Origin of the sequence: Nocardia xishanensis NBRC 101358 (genome assembly GCF_001613365.1) — a bacterium.
Taxonomy (GTDB): Bacteria; Actinomycetota; Actinomycetes; order Mycobacteriales; family Mycobacteriaceae; genus Nocardia; species Nocardia xishanensis.
The window spans coordinates 82859-107092 of the sequence record NZ_BDCF01000002.1; the positions used below are offsets into that span (position 1 = coordinate 82859).

The following is a 24234-nucleotide window of genomic DNA, read 5'->3' on the forward strand; positions in this document are numbered from 1 at the left end:
GGTCAGGCGCCGCCGCCCGGACGCATCATCCGGTCGAGGACTGCCTGCTGGGCTTGAACGCGTTCTTCCTCGGACAGCTGACCGGCCGCCGCGGCCTCGTCGATCGCCTCGAGTTCACGCCGGATGGTGGCCGGATCGTGCAGCTTCCGTTCGACTTCGTCCTGGATGATCTCGCCCAACCAGATCACGCCGCGGACAGGCGCGAGCGGCAACGTGAAGATCGCCGAGAGCAAACCCACGGGTCAGCCCTCCGGTGCGCGCTTCATCACGAAGTCGTAAGCCGCCATCGGACCGAGCAGCGACAACTCCACACGGTCATCCCACTCGTCGGCGAGCCCGGCCAACGCATCCTCCAAGTCGTCCTGTTTGGACAGCTCAACGAGAATCGCGACGTGCACCGCGTCCTGCTCGTGGGTCGGGGGCCGCTCGTTGACGAGGGGTTCGAGCTCGACGAGCGCATCGAGCACCCGACGGGTGTCCTGGGCGCGTTTCGATTCGATGCCCTGGTTGATGATCTCGCCGAGTGCCATCCTGGCGTCCCGCGTCGCATCTGCCGACTTGTCACGGATGACGTCGCGCAACCGAGCCGCCTCGGCGTTCTCCTCGAGCAGTTCGCGCAGGATCGCCTTTTCGACGTAGCGACCCTTGACCACGAACTGCGCGCGACCCTCCAATTCGTCCAGCGCGGCACGGAACTCGTCTTGATGGGCCTCGAGCAGCTCCTTCTCCACCGCCTCCGCGGTGGACATGACGGCCCCGAACCGCAGCGGCAGCACCGGTACCACGGCGGCCGAGCCGTCCAGCAGCTCCGCGTGCGCGGTCATGTCGGCAGGGGTGCCGAGCGGCCGATCGGTCGAGATCTCGCTGACCAACGCGCCGATCTCCCCGTACCGCACCACGGTGACGCTGTGATCGCCGACACCGGAGGCCTGCTCTTCGGGCTCGACGTCCGCGGGCACGATGCCGTAGACATATACCGCGGTACGTCCGCCGCTTTCCTTCTCTCGCGCTTCGGTCGCTTGTTCGGTGGACATCAATCCTCCTTGTGTCGAGAGGACCGGCTCTGCTTCTGGCGCCTCGCCTCGACGTCGTCCATGAAGTTCAGGACTTTTTCGCCGGCGGCCTCGAGCGCGCCCTGGGTCTTGTGCTTGGCTCCGCCGCTGGCGACCTCCCCGACCAGGTCAGGCAGACCCTTCGGTTCGGTGTCGGAGATTTCGAGCCGGTTGACGGCCTCGGCGAATCGCAGATATGTATCGACGCTGGCCACCACGACTCTGGCGTCGATGGTCACCAATTCGATACCGACCAGCGACACGCGCACGAACGCGTCGATGACCAGTCCCTTGTCGAGAATCGTGTCGATGACGTCGGCCAAGCCCGAAGAGTTCGGGCGGGCCGCGACGCCACCGCCACCGGCAGGTTCGATAGTCATGCTTCTTGCCTCCTCCGCGCGGTCGACCGGCGTACGGGCGCGGCGCGCCTGCCCTCCGATGCGGTGCGACGACTCGCCGATGTGGTGCGACGGCGCGCCGCAGGCCGACGAGCGGGCCGCTCGTCTTCCTCGGTCTCCTCGTCTTCCTCGGCCTCGTCACGTTCCTGGTCTTCGCCGGGTTCTTCGTCCTCCTCGGCCTCGTCGCGTTCTTCGTCCTCGTCTTCGTCGGTCTCCTCGTCTTCGGCCTCGTCACGTTCCTCGACTTCGTCGGCTTCGTCGCGTTCTTCGTCCTCGTTTTCTTCTTCCTCACGACGGGCCGTCTCGTCGTCCTTGACGACCTTCTTGTCGCGGATTTCGCCGTGCCAGCCCACGATGTCATCGGGGCGCAGCGCGCTCTCGATCATGACGTGCCGCTGAAAATGCTTGAGCTCGAGTCGAACTCGTCGGCCTGCGGCACGCCAGAGGTTGGCGGTCTTTTCGAAGAACCCACCCGGGTGGTACTCGAGCACCACCACGATCCGTGTCAGATCGGGGGTGAGTTCGTGGAAGGTCACCGCGCCGTCGATGTAGCCCTTGGCGCCCTTCGAGCGCCACACGATCCGCTCGAACGGCACCTGCTCGACGATGGTGGAACTCCACCTCCGCTTGGACCAGAACACCTTGCCGGACCATTCGAGCTTCTCGTCGGAGACCTGCTCGACTTGCTCGACCTTCTTCATGAACTTCGGGAAGTCCGCGAACTGCGTCCATTGGTCGTAGGCGAGGTCGATCGGGACACCGACATCGATGTACTCGACGATATTGGTCAGTTTGAGCTTCTTGCCTCCGCTGCCCTTACCCTTGCCTCCGGTCAAGGATTCCTTGACGTCCTGGAACTTCTCCGTGGCGGTGTTCTTGAGCTTGTCCATGCCCGCGCTCATCGCCGCGGACATCGGTGATTTGCCTTCGGCCAGCTTCTCGACCCCGGTCAACGCAGACAGCAGGGTGCCACCGCCGCCTTCGGCCAAGTTGGTGAGTCGATCGGCCGTCCCGGCCACCCGGTCGGCGACGTTGGTGAGAGCACGCTCGGCGATGGTTTCCGTCAGACTCCGCAACGAGTCCTGCAGGTGCTGCTGCGGTGTGCCAGGCCCAGCCGCCTTCTTGGCCCGGCTCGCGGTCTCGGTCGCGGTCTGGCCGAGCTTGCGGGTGACGTCTTCGAGAACTTTCGCAGCCATCGCCATCACCTCCTGGTACGGCGCACGGGCGCGCTGTCCGCGGTGTCGGCACGGCTACGCCGCTGTCGCGACCCAGTCGGCTTACGTTCTCCGGAGCCGGACGCTTTGGCCGGTGTCCTGGACTTGGACGCCGGCGCCCTGCGGCGTGTGGTCTGTCGTGCGCGGGTGGATGACGACTTCTTGCCCTTCGCGGGCTCGGGCTCGGTGTCCTCCTCCTCCTCTTCGTCTTCGTCTTCCTCGTTTTCGTCCGCGGATTCGTAGTCGTCTTCGGCATGATCGTCCGCGTCTTCGGGGTACTCGTCTTCGTCGGTGTCTTCGTCGCCCTCGGACCTAGCGCCCTGCAGCTGAAGGCGTTCGTTCAACGCATCGATACGGTTGCTCGCGGCAGTGACCGCCGCGGCCCGCGCGGCATCCATCAGCTGACCGCGAATCGCGTCGGTGAGCTTCGTCAGTTCCGGCGACGACCCGAGCACGGACGTTCCGCGTTGCAGCAGCGCCTGTGGGCCGCCCGCCTGCTTGCTCAGTCCCGCGCCCGTCAACGCCAACGCCAGCTTCATCTTGCGCGTGCGTCCCAGTAGGTACCCGATCCCGATCCCCACCGCCATCCTCGTTCCAACCTTCATGGTCACTCCTGATTTGCCATCTACTCCATCTCGCGTCGAGGGTGCGAAATAGAGTTGAGCTATAGCCTCGCGTGTACAAAAGTGGGCTGGATCACTCGATGTCCCAAAGCTTGCACGCTACGCCCTCTACGAATGGGGTGTAACCGCGTTCTTGCTGCGAAAACCTGAAACGGCCCAATGTCGGGCGTGGATATCGTTCGCCGTACCCTGACCGGCCGCGAGGTCGGATTTCCGCGAAGCCGTGCTGTGCGCCGGGTGATAGCCAGATGGTTCCTCGCGCGATCTTCCGCGCTTCGGTGCGGCAGGCCGGACCGAGTGTCACGGCGGGCTGAATCTCGTTAAGCGAGAGCCTGCTTCGACAGCACCCTCTGCGCGCATCGCGCCGCCGGGGAGCGAACCGCGGGGGTCGCGGCACCTATGGCGGAACGCGCTGCGAGTCAGCGGAACTCCGCGTCCACGCCGCGGGTTGGGCGAATGTCGATCGCCGAGCTCATGGCACCAGCACGAGACGGCCGCGCAACTTCCCCTCGGCCATCCGGTGGTGCGCCTTCACGGCGTCGGCCAGCGGGAATGTCTCGGCCACGCGGACAGTCAATCGCCGGTTCTCCGCCAGTGCGGCGATCCGGGCGAGCGCGGCTCCGTCGGCGGCGATCCACTGCTCGCGGACGGTGATGCCGCGCAAGGGAGTGGGTGCGGCGCCTGCGATCACCGAGACGAAGCCGCCGCGATTCCGTACCGCCCCGAGGGCGGGCAGGCCGAGCACTGCCGTGTCCACCGCGGCGTCGACACCGCCCGGGACCAGTCGTCGCACGGCGTCGGCGAGGTCGTCGGTGCGCGGGACGAACCACTCGGCTCCCACGCCACGGAGGAATTCCTCGTCGGCCGCGTCCGCGTTCGCGACGACCTGCCACCCGCGTTGCGCGGCAAGTTCGACGGCGAAACCACCCACCGCGCCCGCCGCGCCGGTGACGAGCAGGGTGCCGCCCGGCGGCAGGTCGAGCAGATCCAAGGCTTGCGCGGCGGTGAGCCCGTTCAACGGCAGGGTCGCCGCTTCCACCGCCGACAGCCCGCGCGGCGCGGGCGCGAGCGCCGCCGCGTCGAGCACGAGGTAGTCGGCATAGGCGCCGAGGGAGAGGTCGAGCCGGTCGCGCAGGCCGATGACCCGATCGCCGACGGCGAACTCGATGACACCCGCGCCGGCGCTCTCGACTCGCCCCGCGACATCCCAGCCGATCCCGGTCACGGGACGTGGCGACATGAGTCCGGCTTCGACGAGCATTCCGGTCCGCGTCGCGACATCGACCGGGTTGACCGCGGCGGCCTCGACCCGCACCAGCACCTGACCCTCGCCCGGTGCCGGCATCGGGACCTCCGTCAAGGTCAACGCCTCCGGTCCGCCTGGTGTCCGCACCACCACGGCGCGCATCGTGGGGACTTTCTCGTTCTGCAAGCTCGTCATGATGGCGATCGTATGGAGAGCTACTCTCTGCTGGGAAGAACGCACTTCGAAGTGCGGTAGGCACGCGAAGGAGAGTTGTGCGGACACAGGACCAGGCGCGCGCCGCCTACGACGCCTATCTCGCGGGGTGCCCCGCGCGGCAGCTGCTCGACCGGATCAGCGACAAGTGGGTGAGTCTGCTGATCAACGCGCTGGCCGAGGGCCCACAGCGCTACAGCGATCTGTCGCGCACGCTGGTGAGCGTCAGCCAGAAGATGCTCACCCAGACGCTGCGCAATCTGGAGCGCGACGGTCTGCTCACCCGCACCATCACCCCCTCGGTGCCGGTGCGCGTCGATTACGCGCTGACCCCGCTCGGGGAGAGCCTGGTGCCGCTGATGCGGGAGATCAAAGCGTGGGCGGAAGCGCACATGGACGCGGTGACGGAGGCGCGCGCGGCATACGACACCGCGACCGCCTAGCAAGCAGGACCGGCAGCGGTTTCGCGGGCAGGCGCGCGGGTACGCGACGGCTGTGACCGCAACGAATTCGGCTGCCAAGGGCTCCGCCGATCACCGCAGGGTGCTGGTCGTCGTATCCGCCGCCGATCGAATCCCATTGCGCGAGGGCGGCAGCGAACCGACCGGCACCTACCTCGGTGAACTCGTCGAACCGACCGACGCCATGCTCGCCGCCGGCTTCGAGCTCTCGTTCGCCACACCGGGTGGCAAGATCCCGACGATCGACGGCACTTCGTGCAGCCTGATGTACTTCGGCATGTCCCGGCGCACCCGCGACGCGGCCATGACCAGCTATACCCGGCTGCTCGAACTCGGCCTCGCCAAGCCCGCCGACTTGGCCGATCTGGCGGCCTCGCCGCGCGAACCAGCCGCCTTCGACGCGGTGTTCGTCCCCGGTGGCCACGCGCCGCTGGTCGACCTGCTGTATCGCGACGCGTTCGCCGACGATTCCCGCAACGAGGACTTCGGCGCGCTGCTGAACTACTTCCACGAGCACAACCGCCCGACCGCGCTGATCTGCCACGCCCCGGCCGCGCTCGCCGCCGCGCCGAAGGTGGACGGACGCTGGATCTACCAGGGTTACCGAATGACCTGCTTCAAGACCGCCGTCGACACGATGCTCAGCACCGTCCCGGTGGCGCGCCGCTTCCGCGGTCATCTCACCGTCGATCCGACGGAGCTGCTGCGTGAGTGCGGCGCGCGCGTCGAGCAGACCCGGCTGCCGATGGGCAGCAAGATCGTGGACGACCGCGAGCTGCTGACGGGGCAGGATCCTTACTCCGCCAAGGCGTTGGGAGCCGCCTTCGTGGCGAAGGTCCGTGCGAGCGCGCCGGTGACGACGGGGCAGCCCGCCTGATCCAGCGGACGCCGTCGATCTCAGCGGATGCGGCGATGAGTTGTGCAGCAGCACAGCATGTTTCGACCTTCAGCCGCGTGACGTGCGGGTTCCGATCGCGAAGCCCTGCCCTACGAGGCTTTTTTCGATCACAACGACGCGAACAGTGGTTCGCGGTAAAAGAAACCGGACGCCACGTCGAAACAAGAAATCACGGTTTGATCACGAGCCGCCGTGGGTAATACGTGAATATGACCCCACGGAACGACCGAGCCGGCCGAATCATCGGCATCGAGCGCGGTACGGCCGTGCTGTGCGCTGTTATCGCCACGGCTCTGGCCTGCGGCGTAGCACTATTGACCACCTCGCTGACCTGGACACTCGCGGCGGCAGCCGCGGTGTGCGCGGGTATGGCGATCAGTTTGCCGACGATTTCTCAGAAACCGGCACCGCCGCGCGCTATTCGTGATATGTGACAGCGATTGGGCGCATTCCCGTCATCAATTCGCAAAACAACTTCATGTCATTCGACAACTTCATGACATTCGACGCGGCGCGGTGCGGTGGTCCGACGACTCGCCGAACCACCGCCGCACGGACGCACGAAGCGCATCCAGTTCCGCTGCGGTAGGCGCCGGTGACGAGGACGCCCAAGCGATGTAGCTGTCGGGCCGCAACAGTACCGCGGTCGCTTCGGTCGATTCCGTTGCGGCGGTGATGATTTCGACGCGGTCATCGGCGCGGGTCGCAGCGAGGCTTTTCGCGGCGGAAGCGTCCTTCGTGAAGTCGAGCAGCAGGGGGCGGGCGGATCTGGCCAGTTCGGCGAGGCGGACGGTTCTCGCGGCGGTGCGCACCGCCAAGTCGGGAGCGAAGCGGCCGACCAGTGGATGTGCGTCGGGGACGGCCATGTCGTAGCGGACGTCCGCGCCCGCGACGAGATCCGCGAGCCGCTGCACGGTGTCGCGGTCGCGCAGCAGTTCGGTGAACAGGTCGCGTAGTCCGCCGACATCGGGGCCCGGAGCTATGAGCGCCGTTTGTGCCTGCGCGTTCATGATCATGCGGCGGGCGGCGTGCCTGCGTTCGGTCTCGTAGCTGTCCAGCAGTCCGGGCGGGGCGTGGCCGGCGATCTCGGCGGCGAGCTTCCAGCCGAGGTTGACCGCGTCCTGGAGGCCGAGATTGAGGCCGGGACCACCGCCCGACGCGTAGACGTGGGCGGCGTCACCGATCAGAAACACCCTGCCGTCCCTGAATCGCGCTGCCACCCTGGTGTTTCCGCCGAACAGGCGGCGCAGTACATGCGGGCCGGCGCCCTCCGGCGCGGTCAGCGGCAGATCGGCGCCGAGCACGCGGCGGATACTGGCCCGCATTTCGTCGAGCGTCATCGGCGCGTCGGTGCGCGGCTGGTCCCACTCCGTGGTGCTGACCAGCGGCGGATGGCCGGGCAGTGGCGCGTAGGAGAATCCGCCGCGCTCGGTGCGATTCGGCGCGAAGGGCCGGACGTGACCGTAGCCGGGAACATGCAGCGCGCCGGTGCCGGGATCGATCGACGTCGCCGGAAGGGTGACGTGCGCGGATCGCGTCGTGGTCCGATCGTAGGTGACACCGGGAAATTCGATGCCGGACAGCTTGCGCGTGACGCTGTGCGCACCGTCCGCGCCGACGAGGTAGCGGGCCCGCAACCGATAGGTTCCATCCTGGCCCGCGACATCGACGCCGACCTCGTCGTCTTGCCGCACACCGAGAACTTCGTGGCCCCAGCGGATTTCGGCGCCCAACTCGGCGGCTCGCTCGGCCAGCACGTCGACGAGGCGACGCTGCGGCACGGGCAGGGCGTAGATCGGGCTCTCGTCGAGCAGGGTCAGGTCCAGATCCATGGCCGCGAACATGAAGTACGCCGAGTTCGGCTGCGGTGGAACCGAACCGCCACCGAGGCGCTCGAAAAGGCCGCGGCGGTCGACCATCCGCACGACTTGGCCGAGCAACCCGTTCGCTTTCGGCTCGGCGCTCGGTTCCGGCAGCCGCTCGAGCACGATCGGCCGGACACCGGCCAGGCTCAGTTCGCAGGCCAGCATCAGCCCGGCCGGGCCGCCGCCGACAATGACGACATCGGTGTTCATCGGATCTACTCCTCAGCTGAGAACGAATCGTTCGAAGGCGTCAGGGCACAGGGAGTCCGGCGCGGATTCGGTCGAACACCTCGCGCAGCACCCGCGCGAGGGGAAGCGGTTCGTCGGCGCGCAAACAGTGCTCGACGGCCGCCGCGGTGCCCGCGCCGATCACCGCGGCGACCAGTTGCGGGTACACGTCGCGCGTGGCGTCGGTGCTGGTGCGCTCGGCGATCGCCGCCGCCAGCGCGTTCTGCGCGGCCGCGTTGGCCTTGACCACTTCACCTTGCAATGCGGGCTCGGCCAGCATCAGCCGCAACGCGTCACGCCACCGCCGGTCGTCTTCCGAGTCGGCGCCGGAGCGCTCGCCTCCCGCGAACTGGGCCAGCACCGCGTCGGCGATCGAATCCCACAGCGGCTCGTCAGTCGGTCGCGTCCTGAGCTCGTCGGCGATGCGCATCGACCGCTCGACATGACTGGCGGCGATCGCTTCGGCCTTGTTGGCGAAGTAGTTGCGAAACGTGCGCACGGAAACATTCGCTTCCGCCGCGATGGCCTCGACGGTGACGTTGTCCCAGCCGCGCTCGATCGACAGCCGAATCGCCGCCCGGCTCAGCGCGAGTCGCGTCTCGCGCTTCTTGCGTTCCCGGAGACCCGGAGCTTCGACCGCCATGTCAGCCACGGTAGCAATAATTGCAGATTGTGCAAGTTTGCGCTTTGGGCAAGATTTGTTGCCGCAAGAGTGCGGAGAATCCCCGAACGGCCTGGGCCGTCGAGACAACTCATACCCCGGCTGATTGGATCGACGCGTGACAATCGAGGGTTTTCAGTTGATCGCGCAGCGGCCGATGCTCGAGGCGATGCCCGCGTGGGCGCCGCATTTTCCCCAGTTCGACCTCGTGTTCGGATACTCCGACCTGGGCCACGCGTTTCTGGTGAACAGCCAGTCGGGAGAGTGCTCGGTGCTGCATCCGTACCGCGCCGCCGCGAAGGGGTACGGCGCGTTCGCCGATCCGGCCGATTTCGCCGACCAAGTGCTGCGCGAGCCGGGGTTCACCGCGGTCGTGCTGCGCAACGAGCACGTCGCTCGGATCCGCGACCGGCTCGGGCCGCTCGATCCTGAGCAGGTGTACATCGCGACGCCGTATCCGTTCCTCGGCGGCAGCGAGGAGCCCGAGACGTACGACACGGGCGAACTGTGGACGTTTCTGGAGCTCGTCGCACAGGCGCAGCAACTTTAGTTGCGGGTCCCATTCCGACCGGTTCGTAGACGTGTCATGATGGGAACATGTGTTCGAATTGCGGCGCGGCCGGGTCGGGTGGTCGACGGTGAGCGAGGATGCCTTTTCGGCGGTCCGGCGCCTGCCGCGGCCACGCCCGGTGCTGGTCGATCCCAAGCGGATCTGGCTGCTGCCGAACCGGCCGGGACCCCAGCGGCCGTCGCTGGGCGTCGCGTCGAACAGCCTGGATCCTCGATTCCAGGAACCCTGGGTGCAGGCGACCCAGTACGGCTGGGTCCGGCTGCACCTCGGGCATTACGTCGCGTGGTACGCCGAGGTCGCGGTCGACTACCGGACGCGTAACAAGCTCACTGAGACGACGCTGCGCCACTGGGTGCCGTGGGATGCGGTGCGATTGCCACCGGCGGGTAAGGGCTCCTGACATTCGGCTCGGCGAGCTCAGGGCTACGTCCCAGCATCCGCTGCGCGATCCGGGGCGGGCAGTTCGGTTCCCAGTCCGTCATGGCATGGTGAGCACGGTGGGGTCATGCGACATCCCGCCGCGAGAATTGCTGCGGCCCAGGGCTTTCTGTTGTGAACGGAGCCCAGCGCTCCGTACCCTCGTATCTCGGGGAAGTTCGAATCAGGCACGGGGTGCGGATGATGGGCGCGCGATGGTTAGGGGCGTCGGCTGTTGTGGCGTGGGTTGGCGGGGGAATGCTGGAAGTGGCTTCTCTGTGGTCGTCGCAGCCTTGGCTGGTCTGGCCAGGATGGGTGCTGTTCGTGGTGGGGATGGTCGGAATGCTCGTGGCCGGGTCGCGTGGGGTGCGCAGGGCGCGGGCGGAGTCCGAACAGATAGTTGAACAACTGCGCGAGATGCGCGAGAAGAACGAGCGGATGTTCGACCAGCGCGATGGGCAGTGACGCGGTTCGATAACGTGGCGCTCATCGGTCGTAAGAATCGTTGTCGCGGCGCGGTGACCGGATTTCGACACGGCCCCGCCGGTGCGGCGGGGCCGCACGCGGGCATTGCGATCAGCGGCTGGGCGTGAGGTCGGTCTGACCGCCGGGGGTCAGATCGACTCGGCCGCCGCACACCAGGATGGGAGGAAGAACGCGGAATGACCGATGTGGCGCAGAATAACTCGACGAGAACCAGACGGTTCTTCGTGGCGTGGAGCACACTGGGCCTGCTCGGGGTACTGCCAGCGGGGTTTGCCTCACTAGTCGTGTGGATGGCGTCGGATCAGCCTACGCACTGCGGTTTCGAACCCTCGTGCTCCGCAGACGGCATCCTGTCCGTTGCTCTCCTGCCGCTGTGCTGCGTGTGGGGGTTCTGGTTCATCGCGGGCGTGCTGGCATGGGTAGTCGGGCAGCGTGCTGCTACAACAAACAGTCGCTTCGGCTCGACAGCAGCTTTCATAAGCGGCGCAATCGTCTTCGGACTCGGCCTCTTCGTCACCGGCTGGACGCTTGTACACGGCATAGACGCCACCCACGGACCCTGACCGCGCGAGCGCGGATACGCGGTGTCACATAGACTTCCGGCCCCGAAACATCCGTCCTTGCCGAAGGATCGGGTGCACAAGGCCGAACCTCGGTTGCTGTTGCAGACGGGAATTCGAATGGTCTACCACAGTGCTCGTCGCCCGCATGCCGCTGCTGCGCTATGCCGTCGTGCGCAATCCAGCACAGGCCCGCCGCATCCTGGTCTCGAATCAGGAGAACTATTGCAAGAGCGCCCAATACGACGTGATGGCGGTGACCTTCGGCCAGGGTCTGGTCACGACCGGGGAACCGATCAGGCGGGCGCTCGCGTTCACCGGCGGCCCGGACGGGCCGGTCCCGATGACGGCGACGCCGCGCACCTGAGCGGGCTCAGACGCGCAGACCGGTGAAGGGCGCGATCGGGATATTGCGCAGCACCAGCCAGCCGAGCACCAGCGCGAGCACGATGTGCGGCGCGTTCCGGTACTGATACCAGCGCACCGAATCACGGCCGCGGACGCGATCGCGCGTCCAGAAGACGAACGTGCCGACCAGCGCGATCAACGCGATCAGGCCGAGGGCGTTGTAGTGCAGGGCGGCGGGAAGGTCGCCGTGCAGCAGCGAATACAGCATGCGGGAGCTGCCGCAGCCGGGGCAGTTGATGCCGAGCAGCGCCTTCGACGGGCAGACCGGGATGACGCCGCCCGGCGTGGTGGGATCGGCCCACAGCACCGCGGCGCAGACCAGCGCGCCCGCGCCGGCGACCGCGACGGGCGCGGTCAACCGGTGCGGCATCGAGACGGACGTGCTCACACGCTGGAGGCCCCGATGAGCGCGACGTTGAGGATGATGATGAGAATGGCGCTGATGACGCCGCACACCGCGGAGATCATCGTCCATTTCTTGGCGTCCTCGGCCGCCCGGTATGCCTCGGCGGCCTGCCCCTGCGCCCACAGGTTGTTGACGTTTGCCGCCTTCATGATCGCGACGATGCCGAACGGCAGGCAGCAGAACACCGTCGCGAGGATCGCCCAGACCATGTTGTTGTCCGGCGGCGCGGCGGGGTAGCCGGGAGCCGGGGGATAGCCGCCCGCGGCCGGGTATCCCGGCGCCGCGGGATACCCGGGCGCCGCGGGATATCCGGGCGCGGCCGGATAACCCGGGGCCGCAGGGTATCCCGGCGCGGCGGGGTAGCCAGGCTGCTGCGCGTAGGGGTCGCTCGCAGGCTGCGGCTGCTGCTGCGCGTACGGGTCGGACTGCTTGTACGGGTCGAACCCGGGCTGGGGCGGGGGGTACGTCATCAATTCCTCACTTGTCGTCGACGCTCGGCGAGCGCGAATGTGGGCTTCGGTGGAACTCCGAGTGCGCGCTCCCCCCGAACGATCCTGACAGTCTGTCGACCAGGTCTCCGGCAGTGTAGTGGGTCTCGGCCGCCCTCTCCCGTCGGCCGCCCGTCGTCGTCCTCGCGGGCGCGGCAGCGTGTTTCGGCCCGGCGGGTACGGGTTCGGCTCACGCTGATCGCGAACGGCCGCGCGCGCGATCACGCACGCCAGCCCGCGCCGCCGGGGGACTCGCGGCGCGGGCGCGATGCCCCGTAGCGGCGACGAGTGGTAGGAAAGGGACGTGTCCGTCAACGGCGAAGACTCCGGTCCGAACAGCAGATCTCGTGCGGTGGACGAGGTCGTCGAGTTGGTCAGTCAGCTGATCAGATTCGACACCTCGAACACGGGCGACCTGGCCACCACGAAAGGTGAGCGGGAATGCGCCCAGTGGGTGGCCGACCAATTGCACCAGGTCGGATACACCACCGAATACGTGGAATCCGGTGCGCCGTGCCGCGGCAACGTCTTCGCGCGGCTGAAGGGGGCCGATCCCACCAGGGGCGCGCTGCTGATGCACGGGCACTTGGATGTGGTGCCCGCCGAGGCGTCGGACTGGAGCGTGCACCCGTTCTCCGGCGCGGTGCGCGACGGCTACGTGTGGGGCCGTGGCGCTGTCGACATGAAAGACATGGTCGGCATGATGCTGGCGGTGGCGCGCCAGTTCGCGATCGAGGGCACGGTGCCGCCGCGCGACATCGTCTTCGCGTTCCTGGCCGACGAGGAGAACGGCGGCAAGTGGGGGTCGCACTGGTTGGTGGACAATCGGCCCGACCTGTTCAACGGAGTCACCGAAGCGGTGGGAGAGGTCGGCGGCTTCTCGTTGACGGTGCCGCGCCGCGACGGCGGCGAGCGCAGGCTCTACCTGGTGGAGACGGCCGAGAAGGGCCTGGGCTGGATGCGCTTGCGCGCCAAGGCCCGCGCCGGGCACGGCTCGTTCCTGCACGAGGACAACGCGGTGACCATCCTGGCCGACGCGGTGGCGCGGCTGGGCAAACACACCTTCCCGCTGGTGCTCTCGGATTCGGTGGCCGAATTCCTCGCCGCCGTGTCGGAGGAGACCGGTTTACCGTTCGACCCGGAGAGCCCGGACATCGAGGGACAGCTCGCCAAGCTCGGCACCATCTCCCGCATCATCGGCGCCACCCTGCGCGACACCGCCAATCCCACCATGCTGCAGGCCGGTTACAAGGCCAACGTCATTCCGCAGACCGCGGAGGCGGTGGTCGACTGCCGGGTGGTGCCAGGACGCCAGGCCGCGTTCGAACGCGAGGTGGACGAGCTGATCGGCCCCGACGTCGAACGGGAGTGGATCACCAAGCTCGACTCCTACGAGACCACCTTCGACGGGCACCTGGTCGACGCCATGAACGACGCCGTCCTGGCCCACGACCCACACGGCCGCACGGTGCCCTACATGCTCTCCGGCGGCACGGACGCGAAAGCCTTCGCCCGCTTGGGAATTCGCTGCTTCGGCTTCGCGCCGCTGCGGCTGCCCCCCGACCTGGACTTCAGTGCCCTGTTCCACGGCGTGGACGAACGTGTTCCGGTGGACGCCCTCCAGTTCGGCACCCGGGTACTGGAACACTTCCTGTTGCACAGCTGATCCGTATACACGGCTCCGACATCCAACGGCTCCGAAAAGAGGAACGATGACCTACGACCCCTACGACGCACTGCCGAAAGTGCCTGGCTTCACCCTCACCTCCGAGGACGTCACCGACGGGGCCCCGCTCGGCAACGATCAGGTCAGCGGCGTGTTCGGCGCCGGAGGCAAGGACGTTTCCCCGCAGCTGTCCTGGTCCGGATTCCCCGCCGAGACCAAGAGTTTCGCGGTCACCGTCTTCGATCCGGATGCTCCGACCGCCTCCGGCTTCTGGCACTGGGCCGTCGCCGACATCCCGGTGTCGGTCACGTCGCTGCCCAGCGGTGCGGGCAGCGAGGGCGGTTCGCTGCCCGCCGGCGCCGTCACCTTGCGCAACGACGGCGGTTTCCCCGGATTCGTCGGCGCCGCACCGCCGCCGGGCCACGGCCCGCACCGCTACTTCGTCGTGGTGCACGCCGTGGACGTGGAGAGCCTCGGCGTCGGACCCGACGCGTCGCCCGCCTACCTGGGTTTCAACCTCTTCTCCCACACCCTGGCCCGCGCCACCCTGATCGGCACCCACGAGCGGTAGTCTTGCGCCGAAAGGACCGTGGCCCCGGGCTTTTCGCTCGGGGCCACGGTCGTCTCGCGGTGGCTCAGGAGACGTTGACGACCGTCTCGGGCAGCGGGTTGGTGTAGAGCGTCGCGATTTCCTCGGCGTACTTCGCGGCGATCGGGTTGCGCTTGAGCTTCATGGTCGGGGTCAGCTCGTCGCCGCCCGGCTCCCACGGCTTGGCGACGATCGTGAAGCGCTTGATCTGCTCGACCCGCGACAGTTTGCGGTTACCGGATTCGACGGCCGCGCGCACTTCGTCGACGATCTCCTTGCGGGTGGCCAGCGCCGCGAGATCCTCGGCGGGAGCGCCGATCTCCTTGGCGCGGATCGCGACCGTGTCGGGGTCGAGCACGATCAGCGCGGAGATGTACGGCTTGGCCTCTCCGATCGCCACCACCTGGCCGACCAGCGAGGACGCCGCCTTCACCGCGTTCTCGATATTGGTGGGCGAGATGTTCTTGCCCGCCTCGTTGATGATGAGTTCCTTCTTACGGTCCACGATCCGCACGTAGCCGTCGGCGTCGATGGTCGCCACGTCGCCGGTGGACAGCCAGCCGTCGGAGTCGAGCGCCTCCTTGGTCTTGTCGGGCTGCTTGCGATAGCCGGGCGTGACGATCGGGCCGCGCACCAGCAATTCGCCGTCCTCGCCGAGGCGCACCTCCAGCCCGTCCACCGCGCGGCCGACCGAGCCGGGCCGCGGCTTGTCCAGTTCGGTGTAGGTGGCCACGCCGGTGGTCTCCGACATGCCCCACACCTCGGTGACGGTGAAGCCCAGCCCGAGGAAGTACTCGAGGGTCTCCGGCGGGATGGCGGCCGCGCCGGAGGCTGCGACCTTGAGGTTGTCCAAGCCGAGCGCGTGCCGCAGCTTCGACAACACGAGTGCGTCGGCGATCTTGTATTGCACGCCGAGCACCGCACCGCGTCCCTTGCCCGCGAGATCGGCGCGCGCGGCGGCGATCCCGGTGCCGATGGCCCATGCCGCGAGCGACTTCTTGACCGGGCTCGGTTCGGTGGCCAGCTTGCCGTCGATGCCCGCCTTGATCTTCTGCCACACCCGCGGCACGCCGAAGAACACGGTCGGCCGCGCGTCGGGCAGCGCCGCGGCGATCTCGCGCGGGTCGGGGACGCAGGTGATCAGGATGCCGGTGAGCAGGCTGATCGCGTGGCCGGAGATGCGGTCGGCGACGTGCGCGGCGGGCAGGTAGGAGATCGCGCGGTCGTCGTAGCCGACCCGCAGCGGCCCGGACACCAGCGCGATGATCTGGGCGAGCACGTTGCGATGGGTGATCTCAACGCCTTTGGACGGGCCGGTGGTGCCCGAGGTGTAGATCAGCGTGGCCAGATCACCGGGCTCGACCGCCTGCCATGCGGCGGCGAAGTCGAAGTCGGCGGCCGGGTTGGCCTCCACCTCGTCCAGCGAGATCGCGCCGGTGGCCGGGCCGTCCACCACGACGGTGTGCGCGAGTACGACGCCGGCGCCCGCGATCACGTCCAGGAACGCGCGTTCGGTGATCACCACTTTGTTCTCGGCATTGGTGAACAGGTGGGCGATCTGTTCGGGGGAGCTCGTGTTGTAGATCGAGAACGGCGTGGCGCCCAAGTGCAGTGCGGCCGTGTCGACGAGGTTGAACTCGGGCCGGTTGGTGAGCATGATCCCGACGGTGTCGCCGCGGCCGACGCCGAGCGCGGCGAGCCCTGCCGCGATCGATTCGACCCGCTTGGCGTACTCCCGCCAGGTGATCTCCGTGGTGCCGCCGACCGTACGTAGCGCGATCCCGTCCGGCCGCAGCTTGACGGTCTCCTGGAACGCCTCGGGAACGGTGTAGACCGTCTTGCCTGATTCGTGCGCGAAACCGATTTCTGTAGTGCTCATATTCCCTGTTCCCGATGATCCTGTCGGTGAACCGACCCGATGCGCTCGACGCCAACCGCTGACATAATGCGCCAGACTCTATGTCATCTTCTCACCGCATGGGTGTCGGCGTGTGGCGCGGCTCACTCATGGTAGCCAGAGTGCGCCGAATATGACGGTCTTTACAGCGCGAGCAGCCGACGCCACCAGCAACCCGCCGCGAAGCGACGGGACGAGCAGCGCCGGACCGAACGTCCCAGCGCCGACCAGGTCTCGTCCTCGGCCGGAAGCGTGTGCCCGCGTCTGCGCCGTTTGGCTTCCAGATACCGGCGGGCGCGCTCGCTGCGCGGCCGCGTCACCAAAGGCACGACGATGACGGCGATGCCGAGCTCGGTGAGGGCGCGCACCTTGTCGGGGTTGTTCGTCAGCAGGCGCACCGACCGAAGACCGAGGTGCAGCAGCGCGTGAGCCGCGTGCTCGTAGGAGCGCGTGTCGACGCACAGCCCGAGTCGCTCGTAGCTGTCGAAGGTGTCCAGCCCGAACACCTCGCTGGTGCGCAAACCCCTTGCCTTGTCGACCAATCCGGCGCCGCGGCCCTCCTGTTCGAGGTAGACCAGCACGCCGCACCCGGCGTCCTGGATCAAATCCATCGACAGGTCGAGCTCGGGCCCGCAATCGCAGTCGTCGGAGCGCAGGGCGTCGCCGTAGAGGCAGCGCGAATGGATGCGTACCAGGCAACCATCGACCACCGGGCCGAAGACGAGAGCGTGCCCGCCGTCCTCGGCGCCAGGGATCGCCAAGACTCGAACGCGGAGTTCTCGCCCCTTGCGAGTCAGACGATGCCCGGTCTCACGGAGATCGGATGCCGCTCGGTCCATGCCCCTCCGATGCCATGCCCCTCCGATGCACAGTGCAGCGGTCGGCGAACTGCGGAATCCCCAGTCGCACAATCCATCTATGGTAGCCGCAGGCCGGGCATCGCAGCAGTGGCTAGACCAGAACCGGTGGCGCGCTTTCGTGCGCGGGTCCCTCCGGCAGCGCGCCGCCGGAATTCGCCCGCGGCAGAATGGTCTGCTCCAGCGACCACGGCGATTCGCCGTTGGGAATCCAGTGATGGCGCCTGCGACGTTTGGCGTCGAGATACTCGGCGGCGCGCTGACTCAGCGCTTCGGTGACCAGCGGAACCACTTGCACCGCAAGCCCTACCGCGCGCAGCGCGTGCACCTTGGCCGGATTGTTGGTCAGCAGTTGCACCGTGCGCAGATTCAGCACGTCGTACAGCGCTCGGGCCGCCTGCTCATAGGAGCGCCCGTCCGGGGCATAGCCCAGTCTCTCGTAGCTGGTGAAGGTGTCCTCGCCCGACTTTTCGCTCTCCAGGTACCCGCGCGCTTTGGCGAGAAGTCCTGCGCCGCGGCCCTCCTGCTCGAGATAGACCAGCACGCCGGACCCGGCCTCCAGGATCATGTCGAGCGACTTGTCCAGTTCCGGACCGCAATCGCAGTCGTCCGATCGCAACGCCTCACCGTAGAGACAACGCGAATGAACCCGAACCAGACATCCGTCGCTGATGTCTCCGAAGACGAGAATGTGGCCGCCTCCATCGCCGTGATCAGGTAGTTCGATCACGCGAACGCGAGTGTCACGCCCCTTGCGCGTGAACCGATGACCGGCTTCGGCAAGATCCGACGCAACCGTCGTCAACCGCTCCTCCGACTCAACAGGTGCGGCAGCTGGCCGCACATCCGAGATGACCTCGCAACCGTACCCTGCGTGTGACGTAACACGCATGTTACTACCAGGTCTTTTGTGTTAAAATACGCCGCCGCGCCGCGCGGATCAGGTCATTGTTCGTTCCCCAGCCGGACCACGTCGTCGATACGGTCCTTGTCCGGCATCGCGCGCGGAACCGCACCCAGCTTCTGGGTCGGAATCATCGCGGCGGTCGCCCAGATGAAGTCCTTCGCGGCCAGCTCACCGCCGGTTTCGATCAGACGGCACGCCAGCGCGGCGGAGAACGCGGCGGCCGCGCCCAGCGAATTCGTCAACGCATTTGTCTTCCGGAACCGGCTGACATCGAACTTCGACCGCTCCGAGAGCACCGCGCAGCCGAATTTGTCGATCGCACACACCGCGCGCACCCCCAGCCCGCGCAGGCGCTGCGCACTGCCTCCGGCGGAGTCGGTCGACACGACGGGCAGCATCGCCTCGAGTTCCGACGGCGATCCGACCAGGTAGTCCACCACCTCGAGATACTGGTAAAGATCTTGCGGCACAGTGGGACTCGGCGACGGGCAGAGGATCACCTGCGGCCGCGGCCGCATGCCGCGCACCATCGCGAGGACCTGTTCGGCGACGCCCTTGGGGTGTTCGAGCGTCAGCAAAACCACCTCCGAGCTCGCCAGCGCCGCGTGCACGGCGCCGGTGTGCAGATCCGTCACGTCGAGCTCGACCCTGTCGTCCTTGCACCCGATGAGCCTCGTCTCGCCGCTGGAATCCATGATCACGGCCGTGACGGGGGATCGGCCGCCGTCGACGATCTTCACCAGATCGCAGCGGACGTTCTCGTTGGTCAGGAAGCTCAGAATCTCCGCGCCGTCCTTGTCGTTGCCGACCGCCGAGACGAGCGCGACGTCCAAGCCCAGACGCGCGGCGGCCACCGCGCGGTTCAATCCCTTCCCGCCGGGCGGCCTGGTGAAGTCGCCGCGCGCCGCGCGGTCCGCGGCGGGGAAACCGTCGACGCGGTAGAGGTGATCGATGACCGCATCGCCGACCACCGTCACCGACTTCGGTCGCCGGACCGAATCGGGCAGCGAGACAAGGATTTTGCCGCTCGGCATGGCCTGCGGGACGACGTAGCCCGTGTCGGCGGTGAGCAGGTCGGCCAGTGCGGTGAAGGTGTCACCCTCCGACGACGTGCGCAGCCGCTTGACCGTCGGCGCCTCGGGAACGCGGTCGACACCGAGCGCTTCGTGCAACCGCCGCCAGTGCTCGACCAGGTATTCGCGTCGAGGCCCGAGATTGTCCGCGTAGAGCCGGGCGAGATCGACACCGTCAGGGGGGTTGTCACGAAAAAGGCCGAGCGCCAACGCCGAATCGGCGATCAGGCGATCGGTCGGGGGCAGCTGTCGCACCGTTTCGCGCACGACCGGCAGCAAGGATTCGCCCGCGGGCAGGCCGTTGCGTTGCGCGTGCTGGCGCACGATCGGCAGCTCGAGCAGGCTGGTAACGTCGATTTCGGTGTTGCCCAAGCGTTCTGGCCGCAGACCGTAGTAGGTGCACAAGCGGGTGAGGATGTCGCGGATCGCGATCGTGCGGGGATTCTGCGGAGCCATCGGCTAGTCCGCCCTCCATCGCGTCGTTGCCGTTTTCCTTGTGCTTGTGCGGTGATTGCCCTCATCGCGGTGTTTAACGGGCAACGAGACCGGCAATCCCCAAGATACTCCGGCAATTGACCGGGGGAAAGGCAAATGCCACACTGCTTTTGGGCGATCTGGTCGTCCTCCACCAGCGGACTCGGGAGGGCCTTGGTGATGAAAGAGATTCTGCTGATACGTCGCGACCGGCGGCGCATGCGTCACAAGCCCGGCACGCCAGAGACCGAACTCGGATCCCACCGTCCGGTCGCGTGATTCTCCCCCGACCAACGCGACACCCGAACCGCGTCCACCGCCGGTTCCGCTCCGCCGTCCAGCGAGACCCGGCCCGTGCGTCATTCGCGCACTTCGCCGGGGCTCGCCGCTCTCCGAACTCTTCGGTGACCCCACTCGACCCTCGGATGCTCGACAGGAGGCATTCGTGACCATCTACGTCACCGACTGGTCGATGACCAGCGATTGCACCACCGAATCGGCGCAGCGCGTCGCCGACAAATGGCCCAAGTCGTGGCGGCTGAGCTGGCTGCCCGACCGCCTGCTCACCCGCGAACAGGCACTGGCGGGGATGGATCTCGCCGAGATCGTCAGCACCCAGACCTACCGGCACGATCGGCTCGCCCACCTGCGGGCGGTGCACTTCGCCGGACAACTCGGAATTCCCCTGGAGCAGATATTGCTCGGGCTGTAGTACCGGAGGCAGCCAATGACCATTCACACCACCGAATGGACCATGATCAGCGACCTGACCCCCGAATCGGCTTACCGCGATGGCGAATCCAGCGCCGACACGTGGCGGCTGAGCTGGTTGCCGGGTCGCACACTCTCCCTCGAGCAGGCCTTGGCCGGCATGGAGCTGGACGAATTGCTCAGCGACCCGGACATGGTGCACGACCGAATGACGCACGCGCGCGCCGCCGCGCGGGCCGACCGGCTGGGCATCCTGCTCGACCACGCGATCATCTTGCTGCACAAGCGGATCGTCGCGCGATTACGGGAGCGGCCGGACGAGTCGGCGTCCGGCCCCGTCGGCGCATGCGGTTCTCGAGCGCACGGTTTGCCGCCAAGGGCGAGCGGTCCGCCGCGCGTGTACGGGTGACTCGCTCCGGCTCGGGATCAGCGCCGGATTCAGGTCCTCGCCACGTTGTCCGCGCCGACCGCGTCGGCGATCGAGCGGTAGCCGTGGTCGCGCAGACGCGCGGCGAGGCCGCGGTGGATCTTGCGGGTCCAGAACGGGCCGCCATAGATGAAGCCGGTGAAACCCTGGAGCAGGCTGGCGCCCGCGAGGATGCGCTCGAAGGCCTGGTCGGGAGTTTCGATGCCGCCGACGGAGATCAGCACGAGGCGATCGCCGACGCGCCGGTAGAGCCTGCGCAGCACCTCGAGCGAGCGTTCGGCCACGGGCGCGCCGGACAGGCCGCCCGCGCCCATGGCCGCGACCTCGGCGGCGTCGGTGCGCAGGCCGTCGCGGCGAATGGTGGTGTTGGTGGCGACGATGCCCGCGAGGCCGAGTTCCAGCGCGAGGTCTGCGACGGCGTCGATGTCGTCGTCGGACAGGTCGGGGGCGATCTTCACCAGAACCGGCACCTGGACGGTGTCGAGCACGGCCCGCAGCAGCGGGCGCAGCGATTCCACGGCTTGCAGGTCGCGCAGACCGGGGGTGTTGGGGGAGCTGACGTTGACCACGACGAAGTCGGCCAGCGGACCGAGCAGTGCGGCGCTGGTCGCGTAGTCGGCGGCGGCGTCGGCCGCTTCGACGATCTTGGTCTTGCCGATGTTCGCGCCGATCGGGACGGTGGCGGCCCTGGCGCGCAGCTGGTCGGCGGCGCGGGCTGCGCCGTGGTTGTTGAAGCCCATCCGGTTGATCAGGGCGCGGTCGGCCGGGAGCCGGAACATCCGAGGCGCCGGATTGCCGGGCTGGGCCTGGGCGGTGACGGTGCCGACTTCGGCGAAGCCCCAGCCGAACGGACCCCAGATGTCGGCGCCTTCGGCGTTCTTGTCGAAACCGGCCGCCAGACCGAGCGGGGCGGGGAACTCGACGCCGAAGACGGTATTGCGCAGGATCGGGTCGTCGACGACCGCGAGCCGCTTCACCAGCAGCCGGGTCGGCGCGAAACGGGCGGCCACGCGCATGGCCGCGAAGGCGAGATGGTGAATGCGTTCCGGCGGAACCAGGAACATCAAGCGAAGCAGCAGTGCGTACATCCGCCTCACATCCCCGGCTCTGGCTGGGGTAGTAGCGAGGTCTTGCGACGACGCAGCAGCACCTTGCGGCTGCCGTCGGTGTAGGCGCGCACGCGCGAGAGCTCCCATCCGCCGAATTCGGCCTGAATCGCCAGGCGCATCGAGGCGGTCACCCTGGTCACGTCTTTCGGTAAGCGCAGCGGGACGTATTCGTAGTCGTCGCTGCTGGTCTCCCAGTTCGCCGGTAATGCTGTGCGGGAGCTTTTCGGCGCCATCACTGCCCTCTCTTCAGCTGGTCCGCGCGGATCCGCTGGACACCGTCCCCGGTGGCGGATCCGACGAACAGATCACCGGTGCGCTCGTCGACGGTCACCGAATCGGGCTGCCGGACGGTCGGAAAGCGTCCCACTTCCTCCGGTATACCCGTCGACAGATCGAATCCGACGACTTCGTTGCTCTGGGTGCACGTCACCCACACGGTCTCGGACCGTCGATCGTAGGTGAGCGCGTAAGGCGACGATCCTACCGGGAAACGCTGGCGCAGCACGAGCGGCCCGGTGGTGTAGACCAGCAGTTCCTCGCCCGCGGTGTCGGTGACGATCACCCTGCCGAAGTGGTCGGAGATCATGTTGGTCGCGCCGTCGCCCGCGCGCAGGGCGAGGCCGAGGCGGTCTTTGGCCGGGTCGATCTCGGTGACGGAGGTCTGGCGGCGGTCGAGCACCGCGATGCGGTCGGCGGTAAGCGCGACGACGTCCGCCGAGGCCAGGCCGGAGACGGAGTCGCGCACGTCGCCGTCGGGACCGAGGACACGGACCGCGCCGTCGGCGGTGCCGACGACCAGCGTGCCGTCCTCGCGCTGACGGACCGAGCGGACGTCACCCTCGACGGGCGTCTCGGTGATCGCGCCGCTCGCGGTGTCGACGTGGATGACGAAGCCGGGTGCGGCGACCAGGACCTCGCCGGATTTGCCCTGGGCCAGGCTGGTCCCGTGCGCGGGCAGGGTGACGGTGCGCTGGCCCGCGCCCGCGGGGGCGGCGGGATCGATCAGGAAGAGCACGGTGGAGCTGTCGCTGCTCGCGTCGAGCGCGGCGAGCAGGCCGGTGCCGGATTCGGCCAACAGATTGCGGATCGGGGCGCTCAGGCCGATCACCTGGCCCACGGGCGGGGTACGGGGCGTGGGCGCGGCAGCGGCGGTCGCGGGTTCGCGGGTCGGGACGTCGGGTTCGCCCTTGTCGGAAGCACATCCGGCCAGCAGTGCGAGCACCGCCAAGGCGACGAGCGCTGAGGGGACCGAGCCGCGAGGGCGCACCACCGAACTCCTCCTACCGACGAATCAACCCGACGTCACCATCTGACCATGATGGCGCAACACCGCCACCGACCGGGGGTGGCGGCGGCACCGAATTACCCGTGATGGGGGTTACCGTGTAATCAAACAGTGTCCGACTCAGGGAGATCCGGTTGAAAGCCGACCATCCATCGGGATTTGCCATCGATGACATAACCGTTGGTCCGTTTGCTCACGGGTTCGGCACCACCGCCGATGGCAGGCCGTACGCGTTCCGCACGGTGCGCTCGATCCTGACCCTCGAGATCTACCGCGCCGACCTGGACAGCGATGTGCCGGCTCCGGAGGATGTGGTCGCGGTGGCGGAGGTGCGGGTCACCGACGTCGACCTGGACGACGAACGCAGTGTGGTCGCGCTGGTGCGCGACATGATCCCCGACGCGGTTCCGGTCGAAGCGGCCGCGGACCGGGACGTCACGACGGTGCGCGCCCTGCTCGCGCGAATCAGTTCCGTCATCGATGGTATGTAGGTAGTGATGTACTCCACACGAATCGCCCGAATGGGGCTGGCCGCGCTCGCCTGTGTCACGGTGGCCGCGACCGCCGCCTGCAATTCGGGTCCGGACGAGGCATCGGTCGAGACGGCCCGCTCCAAGGCCATCGCCGAGCTGTCCTCGTCCGCCGCCGCCACCTCCAGCGCCATCGCCAACCGGCCGATGCCGACCGCCGCCGACCTCGACGCCCAGATCAAGCGGGCGCTGGACCCGGCGCTGCCCGACAGCGAACGCACGGCGCTGATCGAGGACGGCGACGCCTTCCGCGACGCCATCCCCGACATGTACCGGGCGCTGCAGGACAACCCGCGCGCCGTCTACGGCGTCACCGATCCCGTCTTCGACAACCGCGACGGCACCCTGACCGCCACCATGCGACTGGACAGGGACGGCACCGGCACCGCCGTGCGCACCACCGTCGTGCACTTCGTCTACCTCGACGGCCGCTGGAAGATCTCCCGCACCGACCTGTGCGGCATCCTGCGCTCAGCCGATTACCGCACCGCGGCGTGCGGCTAGCGGCGCGGCC

General features: G+C 67.8%; 31 protein-coding genes. 14 read left to right on the top strand and 17 right to left on the bottom strand.

The features are described 5' to 3' along the window. Positions 1-2: 2 nt before the first annotated feature. The 6 genes from NX1_RS02665 to NX1_RS02690 form a co-directional block, all read right to left on the bottom strand. Positions 3-239 carry a gas vesicle protein GvpG gene (locus tag NX1_RS02665; protein ID WP_068053139.1) on the bottom strand — a complete coding sequence of 79 codons (237 nt, stop codon included), beginning with the start codon at positions 237-239 and terminating at the stop codon, positions 3-5. A 3-nt stretch (positions 240-242) separates the two neighbouring features. Next, positions 243-1034, bottom strand: a complete 792-nt coding sequence (locus NX1_RS02670) for a GvpL/GvpF family gas vesicle protein (RefSeq protein ID WP_068053142.1) — start codon at positions 1032-1034, stop codon at positions 243-245. Further along, positions 1034-1432, bottom strand: coding sequence for a gas vesicle protein GvpJ (gene gvpJ, locus NX1_RS02675; RefSeq protein ID WP_068053145.1), 399 nt, complete (start codon positions 1430-1432; stop codon positions 1034-1036). The genes NX1_RS02670 and gvpJ overlap by 1 nt, the downstream gene beginning before the upstream one ends. Then, complete coding sequence (locus NX1_RS02680) at positions 1429-2652, bottom strand: SRPBCC family protein (protein WP_084500881.1); 1224 nt, start codon at positions 2650-2652, stop codon at positions 1429-1431. Before NX1_RS02680 ends, gvpJ begins: the two co-directional genes overlap by 4 nt. Further along, complete coding sequence (locus NX1_RS02685; protein ID WP_068054100.1) at positions 2652-3269, bottom strand: hypothetical protein; 618 nt, start codon at positions 3267-3269, stop codon at positions 2652-2654. The genes NX1_RS02680 and NX1_RS02685 overlap by 1 nt, the downstream gene beginning before the upstream one ends. Positions 3270-3759: 490 nt before the next feature. Then, positions 3760-4728 (bottom strand): NADP-dependent oxidoreductase, encoded by a 969-nt coding sequence (locus NX1_RS02690; RefSeq protein WP_068053148.1) that lies wholly within the window; start codon positions 4726-4728, stop codon positions 3760-3762. A gap of 77 nt (positions 4729-4805) precedes the next feature. Here NX1_RS02690 and NX1_RS02695 point away from each other — a divergent pair, with 77 nt between their 5' ends. From NX1_RS02695 to NX1_RS35900, 3 genes are all read left to right on the top strand, one after another. Next, complete coding sequence (locus tag NX1_RS02695) at positions 4806-5189, top strand: winged helix-turn-helix transcriptional regulator (protein ID WP_068053151.1); 384 nt, start codon at positions 4806-4808, stop codon at positions 5187-5189. Between the two features lie 52 nt (positions 5190-5241). Then, positions 5242-6084, top strand: a complete 843-nt coding sequence (locus NX1_RS02700) for a DJ-1/PfpI family protein (protein WP_084500883.1) — start codon at positions 5242-5244, stop codon at positions 6082-6084. A 230-nt stretch (positions 6085-6314) separates the two neighbouring features. Beyond that, positions 6315-6539 (top strand): hypothetical protein, encoded by a 225-nt coding sequence (locus tag NX1_RS35900; RefSeq protein WP_157119491.1) that lies wholly within the window; start codon positions 6315-6317, stop codon positions 6537-6539. 60 nt (positions 6540-6599) lie between these two features. Here NX1_RS35900 and NX1_RS02705 read toward each other — a convergent pair whose 3' ends face one another. Continuing rightward, a complete protein-coding gene (locus tag NX1_RS02705; RefSeq protein WP_068053155.1) occupies positions 6600-8180 on the bottom strand; it encodes an FAD-dependent oxidoreductase in 1581 nt (526 codons plus the stop codon). Positions 8181-8220: 40 nt separating this feature from the next. Beyond that, on the bottom strand, positions 8221-8841 hold the full coding sequence (locus NX1_RS02710) for an acyl-CoA-like ligand-binding transcription factor (RefSeq protein WP_068053158.1): 621 nt from the start codon (positions 8839-8841) through the stop codon (positions 8221-8223). A gap of 136 nt (positions 8842-8977) precedes the next feature. Here NX1_RS02710 and NX1_RS02715 point away from each other — a divergent pair, with 136 nt between their 5' ends. From NX1_RS02715 to NX1_RS02730, 5 genes are all read left to right on the top strand, one after another. Continuing rightward, positions 8978-9409 (top strand): T6SS immunity protein Tdi1 domain-containing protein, encoded by a 432-nt coding sequence (locus NX1_RS02715; protein ID WP_218024039.1) that lies wholly within the window; start codon positions 8978-8980, stop codon positions 9407-9409. Positions 9410-9458: 49 nt separating this feature from the next. Further along, positions 9459-9830, top strand: a complete 372-nt coding sequence (locus tag NX1_RS02720; protein WP_068053161.1) for a hypothetical protein — start codon at positions 9459-9461, stop codon at positions 9828-9830. A 284-nt stretch (positions 9831-10114) separates the two neighbouring features. Further along, the gene (locus NX1_RS02725; protein WP_157119492.1) at positions 10115-10312 is read left to right on the top strand and encodes a hypothetical protein; all 198 of its coding nucleotides are present in this window, start codon (positions 10115-10117) and stop codon (positions 10310-10312) included. A 197-nt stretch (positions 10313-10509) separates the two neighbouring features. After that, positions 10510-10896, top strand: coding sequence for a hypothetical protein (locus NX1_RS35905; protein ID WP_157119493.1), 387 nt, complete (start codon positions 10510-10512; stop codon positions 10894-10896). 130 nt (positions 10897-11026) lie between these two features. Next, positions 11027-11260 (top strand): hypothetical protein, encoded by a 234-nt coding sequence (locus tag NX1_RS02730; protein WP_068053166.1) that lies wholly within the window; start codon positions 11027-11029, stop codon positions 11258-11260. A 6-nt stretch (positions 11261-11266) separates the two neighbouring features. Here NX1_RS02730 and NX1_RS02735 read toward each other — a convergent pair whose 3' ends face one another. Together NX1_RS02735 and NX1_RS02740 are read right to left on the bottom strand one after the other, a co-directional pair. After that, positions 11267-11671, bottom strand: coding sequence for a DUF2752 domain-containing protein (locus NX1_RS02735; protein WP_068054107.1), 405 nt, complete (start codon positions 11669-11671; stop codon positions 11267-11269). A 14-nt stretch (positions 11672-11685) separates the two neighbouring features. Beyond that, entirely contained in the window at positions 11686-12177 is a 492-nt protein-coding gene (locus NX1_RS02740; protein WP_084500885.1) for a CD225/dispanin family protein, read from the bottom strand. A 322-nt stretch (positions 12178-12499) separates the two neighbouring features. Between NX1_RS02740 and NX1_RS02745 the strand changes: the two genes are divergently transcribed. Beyond that, a complete protein-coding gene (locus NX1_RS02745) occupies positions 12500-13861 on the top strand; it encodes a M20/M25/M40 family metallo-hydrolase (protein WP_084500887.1) in 1362 nt (453 codons plus the stop codon). Between the two features lie 46 nt (positions 13862-13907). Continuing rightward, positions 13908-14432, top strand: a complete 525-nt coding sequence (locus NX1_RS02750) for a YbhB/YbcL family Raf kinase inhibitor-like protein (RefSeq protein ID WP_068053172.1) — start codon at positions 13908-13910, stop codon at positions 14430-14432. A 64-nt stretch (positions 14433-14496) separates the two neighbouring features. On the opposite strand, the gene NX1_RS02755 is transcribed toward NX1_RS02750, so the two are convergent. The 4 genes from NX1_RS02755 to NX1_RS02770 all read right to left on the bottom strand — a co-directional run bounded on the left by NX1_RS02755 (position 14497) and on the right by NX1_RS02770 (position 19640). Further along, the gene (locus NX1_RS02755; protein ID WP_068053174.1) at positions 14497-16329 is read right to left on the bottom strand and encodes an AMP-dependent synthetase/ligase; all 1833 of its coding nucleotides are present in this window, start codon (positions 16327-16329) and stop codon (positions 14497-14499) included. A 161-nt stretch (positions 16330-16490) separates the two neighbouring features. Continuing rightward, complete coding sequence (locus NX1_RS02760; protein WP_068053178.1) at positions 16491-17108, bottom strand: GTP cyclohydrolase II; 618 nt, start codon at positions 17106-17108, stop codon at positions 16491-16493. A gap of 190 nt (positions 17109-17298) precedes the next feature. Continuing rightward, positions 17299-18096 carry a GTP cyclohydrolase II gene (locus tag NX1_RS02765; RefSeq protein ID WP_157119495.1) on the bottom strand — a complete coding sequence of 266 codons (798 nt, stop codon included), beginning with the start codon at positions 18094-18096 and terminating at the stop codon, positions 17299-17301. Between the two features lie 53 nt (positions 18097-18149). After that, the gene (locus NX1_RS02770) at positions 18150-19640 is read right to left on the bottom strand and encodes a PfkB family carbohydrate kinase (protein WP_068053184.1); all 1491 of its coding nucleotides are present in this window, start codon (positions 19638-19640) and stop codon (positions 18150-18152) included. Positions 19641-20103: 463 nt separating this feature from the next. On the opposite strand from NX1_RS02770, the gene NX1_RS02775 reads away from it, so the two are divergent. After that, positions 20104-20370 carry a hypothetical protein gene (locus NX1_RS02775; protein WP_068053186.1) on the top strand — a complete coding sequence of 89 codons (267 nt, stop codon included), beginning with the start codon at positions 20104-20106 and terminating at the stop codon, positions 20368-20370. 15 nt (positions 20371-20385) lie between these two features. Next, complete coding sequence (locus tag NX1_RS02780; RefSeq protein WP_068053188.1) at positions 20386-20778, top strand: hypothetical protein; 393 nt, start codon at positions 20386-20388, stop codon at positions 20776-20778. A gap of 29 nt (positions 20779-20807) precedes the next feature. On the opposite strand, the gene NX1_RS02785 is transcribed toward NX1_RS02780, so the two are convergent. Genes NX1_RS02785 through NX1_RS02795 form a run of 3 tightly spaced genes read right to left on the bottom strand, consistent with a single transcriptional unit; the run spans position 20808 to position 23175 of the window. After that, positions 20808-21884, bottom strand: coding sequence for a quinone-dependent dihydroorotate dehydrogenase (locus tag NX1_RS02785; protein ID WP_068053191.1), 1077 nt, complete (start codon positions 21882-21884; stop codon positions 20808-20810). 5 nt (positions 21885-21889) lie between these two features. After that, positions 21890-22138: a DUF5703 family protein gene (locus NX1_RS02790; RefSeq protein ID WP_068053194.1), complete on the bottom strand. Its 249-nt coding sequence runs from the start codon at positions 22136-22138 to the stop codon at positions 21890-21892. After that, positions 22138-23175: a YncE family protein gene (locus tag NX1_RS02795; RefSeq protein WP_307649657.1), complete on the bottom strand. Its 1038-nt coding sequence runs from the start codon at positions 23173-23175 to the stop codon at positions 22138-22140. Before NX1_RS02795 ends, NX1_RS02790 begins: the two co-directional genes overlap by 1 nt. Positions 23176-23324: 149 nt before the next feature. On the opposite strand from NX1_RS02795, the gene NX1_RS02800 reads away from it, so the two are divergent. Together NX1_RS02800 and NX1_RS02805 are read left to right on the top strand one after the other, a co-directional pair. Next, positions 23325-23681, top strand: a complete 357-nt coding sequence (locus NX1_RS02800; RefSeq protein WP_068053197.1) for a hypothetical protein — start codon at positions 23325-23327, stop codon at positions 23679-23681. Positions 23682-23687: 6 nt separating this feature from the next. Next, the gene (locus NX1_RS02805; RefSeq protein WP_068053200.1) at positions 23688-24224 is read left to right on the top strand and encodes a WKL family lipoprotein; all 537 of its coding nucleotides are present in this window, start codon (positions 23688-23690) and stop codon (positions 24222-24224) included. The last annotated feature ends 10 nt before the right edge of the window (positions 24225-24234 follow it).